Genomic DNA, 4,278 nt, shown 5'->3' with positions numbered 1-4,278 from the left:
CGGGAGAGGGGCCGGGGGAGAGGGCAGGCGCCGGCATACCGACGCGCCTCACTTCGTAGACACTCCGGCCCTCTCCCCCACCCCTCTCCCGCAAGCGGGCGAGGGGAGCCTTGTTCGCGCGGCGTTGGCTACGGCACGCACGACAGGCATGCGTCAGGCTGGTGTCGGGGCTTGGGTCAGCCCCGCAGGCTTTTCCCCCGTCAACAGGTAATGCATCAGCTCCGCCACCGGCCGGATCGCCTCGCCGAAGGGCAGCGCACCCCGGCCGCGGAAGAACAGGCCGCGCTCCACGTCGCCGCGCACGGCCTGCGCCAGCTTCAGGTCGATGCAGAACTGGCCGATGCGGGCAATGCCGTCGCGCAGCCCGCACGCCTGCAGGCAGTCGAAGCCCTCCAGGCATTCACGCGGCTTGGCGCGGCGCTGCAACCGCGACTCGCTCGACAGGTAGCGCGACAGCCACGGCGTCAGCACCGCGCGCGCGGGCAGCCCGGCCACGCTGGTGAACTCGCGCAGGGTCTCGGGCCGCGCCGTGGCCAGCACCTGCTTGAAGGCCGGGTGGGCATCGCATTCCTCGGTCACGGCGAAGGCCGTGCCCAGCTGCACCGCGGCGGCGCCCTCGCCCAGCCAGTGGCGCACCTTGGCATGGCTGTCGATGCCGCCGGCCAGGATCAGCGGAATGCTGTCCCAGGCCAGCCCGAGCTGCGCAAACAGCTCGCGGCATTCGGCCAGCACGCGCGAAAACGAGAAGCGCGGCTCTGACAGGTCCTGGATGGTGGCCGCGCCCAGGTGGCCGCCGGCATGCGCCGGATGCTCGACCACGATGGCATCGGGCAGGCGGCCCTTCTTCATCCAGCGGCGCAGCACCAGGCCGATGCCGCGCGCCTCGGACAGGATCGGGATCAGCGCCACCCTGGGGTGGCTGGCGGTCAGCTCGGGCAGGTCCAGCGGCAGGCCGGCGCCCATGACGATGGCATCGGCGCCGCTTTCGCAGGATTGCCGCACCAGCGCGGCGTGCGAGCCCACCGCCTTCATCACGTTGACGGCGATCAGCCCGCGGCCCTCGGACGCCGTGCGCGCGGCACGGATCTCACGATCCAGCGCTTCGAGGTTGGCGGCTTCGATGGCGGGCTTGTCACGGCTGCCGCGGGTGCGTTCCATCAGGTCGGGGTGGTGGTGGCGCAGGTCGATGCTGGCGATGGTGCCGACGCCGTTCTCGCGCGCGACGGCGCCGGCCAGCCGGTGGGCCGAGATGCCGATGCCCATGCCGCCCTGCACGATGGGCAGCAGGCGGCGGCCGGCCAGCTTGAGCCAGGGTTGATTCATAAAATCTCCGGAAGAGGGTGGGCGCGGGGCCGGCATGCGGCCAGCCGCGTGGATGACCGGGCAAGCGTGGCACAGCGGCACGGGCCGGCGTTTGCCGCAGGTCAAGCGCGCGGTGGTGGCCTGCCATCGGCCTACGCCAACCGGCATAGGCCAACGCGGGCGGGGTGCCGTTGGCGTGGGTTTGCGCGCGGTCAAGCCCCTGCTGCAAGCGCTTGGCTAGCATCGGCCGCTGTCTTCATCTTCGCGCCGCCGCCGGCGCCATCACCGATGACCCCTGTCTCCCCAGCCCCATCCACCGCGGCGAACGTGCCGCGCCGGCCCCAGCTCGTTGCGCCCGCCGGTTCGCTGGCGGCCCTGCGCATGGCGCTGCAGCACGGCGCCGACGCGGTCTACCTGGGCCTGCGCGATGCCACCAACGCGCGCAACTTCGGCGGCCTGAACTTTACCGAGGCCGACATCCGCACCGGCGTGGCCGAAGCCCACGCGCGCGGCGCCGAGGTGCTGTTCGCCATCAACACCTTTGCCCAGATGGGCGCAGTGGCCCAATGGCAGCGCGCGGTCGATGCGGCGGCGGACCTTGGCGCCGACGCGGTCATCATGGCCGACGCCGGCCTGATGGGCTATGCCTGCGAGCGCCATCCGGGGTTGCGGCTGCACCTGTCGGTGCAGGGTTCGGCCACGCATGCCGACGCCATCGAGCTGATGCGCGAGCGCTTCCATATCCGCCGCGTGGTGCTGCCGCGCGTGCTGTCGCTGGCGCAGATCGGCAAGCTGGCGCGCCAGACCAGCGTGGAGCTGGAGGTGTTCGGCTTCGGCAGCCTGTGCGTGATGGCCGAGGGGCGCTGCCTGCTGTCCTCCTACGCCACCGGCGACTCGCCCAACAACAAGGGCGTCTGCTCGCCCGCGCACGCGGTGCGCTGGACCGAGCAGGACGGGACCATGCAGGCGCGGCTGTCGGGCATCCTGATCGACAGCTATGCGCCGGGCGAGCCGGCCGGCTATCCCACGCTGTGCAAGGGCCGCTTCGAGGTGGAGGGCGAGCGCGGCTACGTGCTGGAAGAGCCCACCAGCCTCAATGCGCTGTCGCTGCTGCCGGCGCTGATCGACATGGGCATCGCTGCCATCAAGATCGAAGGCCGGCAGCGCAGCCCGCGCTATGTGGGCGATGTGGTCGGCGTGCTGCGCGCGGCCATCGACGCGGCCTGCGCCGATCCGGCGCGCTTCGTGCCGCGGCAAGAGTGGCAGAGCACGCTGGGGCGCCATGCCGAAGGCGACCAGGTCACGCAAGGCGCCTACGACCGGCCGTGGCGGTGACACCCATGACATCGATCTGCCTTGAACCGGCCATGACGGAGCTTCCCATGCCAGAGATTGCCGCGGCCGCGATGCCGCAAACCATAGCGATGCCCGACTTCGGCATCGCCCTGGGCCCACTGCTGTACTACTGGCGGCGCGAGGCCGTGATGCAGTTCTATGCGTCGGTCGCCGATGCGCCGGTCGACCGCGTCTATCTCGGCGAGACCGTCTGTACGCGCCGCCATGAAGTCCGCCATGCGCAATGGCTGGAGATTGCGCAGATGCTGCGCGATGCCGGCAAGGAGGTGGTGCTGTCGACGCCGGTGCTGGTGGAGTCCGACACCGATATCGCCTGGATGCGGCGCGCCTGCGCGCAGGACGACTACCTGGTCGAGGCCAACGATCTGGGCGCGGTGCGCTGCATGGCAGGGCGGCCCTTTGTCGGCGGCCCCCACCTCAATGTCTACCACGCCGATACGCTGGCGTGGCTGGCCGGGCTGGGCGCGGCCGGCTGCGTCGCGCCGGTGGAGATGGATGGCGGAACGCTGGCCGCGCTGGCAGCGGCGCGCCCCACCGGCATGCGCCTGGAAGCCTTTGTCTGGGGCCGGCTGCCGCTGGCGTTCTCGGCGCGCTGCTTTACGGCGCGCCACCATCGCCTGCGCAAGGACAGTTGCGAGTTCCGCTGCATGGATTATCCCGACGGCCTGGTGGCCGCCACCGGCGAGGGGCAGGCGTTCTTCACGCTCAACGGCGTGCAGACGCAGAGCGCCACCTGCCTGGACCTGTGCGCAGAGGCGTTGGCGATGGCGCGCATGGGCGTGGGGATGCTGCGTGTGAGTCCGCACTCATCCGGCACGCTGCAGGTGGTGCAACAGCTCGCGGCGATTCGTGCTGGTGAACAGGCACCCGCTGGCAGCGGCATCACCCCGGCCGGCGCCCAGCCCTGCAACGGCTACTGGCACGGCAGCGCGGGCATCGCCTGGGAGGCCCGGGCATGAGCGCGCTGCACAAGCTGATCGCGGGCGTGCACCGGCGCATGCCCGCCCGTGCCAGGGCGCTGCCGCTGGTGGCGGCGCTGGAGCTGGCGCGCCGGGCGGGATGGCTGGAGCCACCGGCCGCACTGGACGGACACGCCTTCCTGCTGACGGTGCAGGACCTTGGGCTGGCCGTGCCGTTCCGCTGCGAAGGCGGGCGCTTTCGTGCCGCGGCAGCGGACGCCGAGCCTGAGCTGACGCTGCGCGCCTGCGCGGTCGACTACCTGCGCCTGCTGGGCGGCGAGGCCGATACCGACACGCTGTTCTTCCAGCGCCGGCTGGTGATCAGCGGCGATACCGCGCTGGGCCTGGAGGTCAAGTACTGGCTCGACGCCGCGCCGCGGCCCGCATGGGTCAGCCAGGCGGCGGCGCGGCTGGTGGCCTTGCACGGCGCCACCGTGGGGCGGGCAGGTGCGGCGTCGTAGCCGTACCGCTCAGGCGTCGCCGTCCAGCATGAAGCGGTTGCGTCCCGCGCGCTTGGCCCGGTACATCGCGCTGTCGGCGCGGTGCAGCAGCGGCTCCAGCCGCGGCGCTTCCGGCACGGTCCAGACCGCGCCCACGCTGATGGTGACCACCGGCTGCACCGGCGTGGGGGGGGGGGGGGGGGGGGGGGGGGGGGGGGGGG

The 4,278-nt window shown here is 72.0% G+C and carries 4 protein-coding genes and 1 pseudogene (1 of these 5 running past the window's edge); 3 read left to right on the top strand and 2 right to left on the bottom strand.

Translation table 11 applies throughout. From position 1 onward, the window contains the following. Positions 1-153: 153 nt before the first annotated feature. Positions 154-1,323: an NAD(P)H-dependent flavin oxidoreductase gene (locus tag AC3WON_RS27095; protein ID WP_492318344.1), complete on the bottom strand. Its 1,170-nt coding sequence runs from the start codon at positions 1,321-1,323 to the stop codon at positions 154-156. A 267-nt stretch (positions 1,324-1,590) separates the two neighbouring features. Here AC3WON_RS27095 and ubiU point away from each other — a divergent pair, with 267 nt between their 5' ends. The 3 genes from ubiU to ubiT are packed head-to-tail and all read left to right on the top strand — an operon-like array spanning position 1,591 to position 4,078. Further along, positions 1,591-2,637: a ubiquinone anaerobic biosynthesis protein UbiU gene (ubiU, locus tag AC3WON_RS27090; protein WP_492353113.1), complete on the top strand. Its 1,047-nt coding sequence runs from the start codon at positions 1,591-1,593 to the stop codon at positions 2,635-2,637. A 47-nt stretch (positions 2,638-2,684) separates the two neighbouring features. Continuing rightward, positions 2,685-3,617: a U32 family peptidase gene (locus AC3WON_RS27085; protein ID WP_492353112.1), complete on the top strand. Its 933-nt coding sequence runs from the start codon at positions 2,685-2,687 to the stop codon at positions 3,615-3,617. Beyond that, on the top strand, positions 3,614-4,078 hold the full coding sequence (ubiT, locus tag AC3WON_RS27080; RefSeq protein ID WP_010810646.1) for a ubiquinone anaerobic biosynthesis accessory factor UbiT: 465 nt from the start codon (positions 3,614-3,616) through the stop codon (positions 4,076-4,078). Before AC3WON_RS27085 ends, ubiT begins: the two co-directional genes overlap by 4 nt. A 9-nt stretch (positions 4,079-4,087) precedes the next feature. Here ubiT and AC3WON_RS27075 read toward each other — a convergent pair. Continuing rightward, positions 4,088-4,278 (bottom strand): annotated as a pseudogene (locus AC3WON_RS27075) (histidine kinase N-terminal 7TM domain-containing protein) (it continues 1,422 nt past the right edge of the window).

The sequence above is a fragment of the Cupriavidus sp. FW305-46 genome, from assembly GCF_058787075.1.
The sequence above is the reverse complement of the archived record's forward strand: the minus strand, read 5'-3'. Positions and strand labels throughout refer to the sequence as shown.

What these genes read in the sequence shown, in the direction of transcription:
- AC3WON_RS27085 (WP_492353112.1), top strand. Translation starts at nt 2,685, where the DNA reads ATGCCAGAGATTGCCGCGGCCGCGATGCCGCAAACCATAGCGATGCCC.
- AC3WON_RS27095 (WP_492318344.1), bottom strand. Translation starts at nt 1,323, where the DNA reads ATGAATCAACCCTGGCTCAAGCTGGCCGGCCGCCGCCTGCTGCCCATC.
- ubiU (WP_492353113.1), top strand. Translation starts at nt 1,591, where the DNA reads ATGACCCCTGTCTCCCCAGCCCCATCCACCGCGGCGAACGTGCCGCGC.
- ubiT (WP_010810646.1), top strand. Translation starts at nt 3,614, where the DNA reads ATGAGCGCGCTGCACAAGCTGATCGCGGGCGTGCACCGGCGCATGCCC.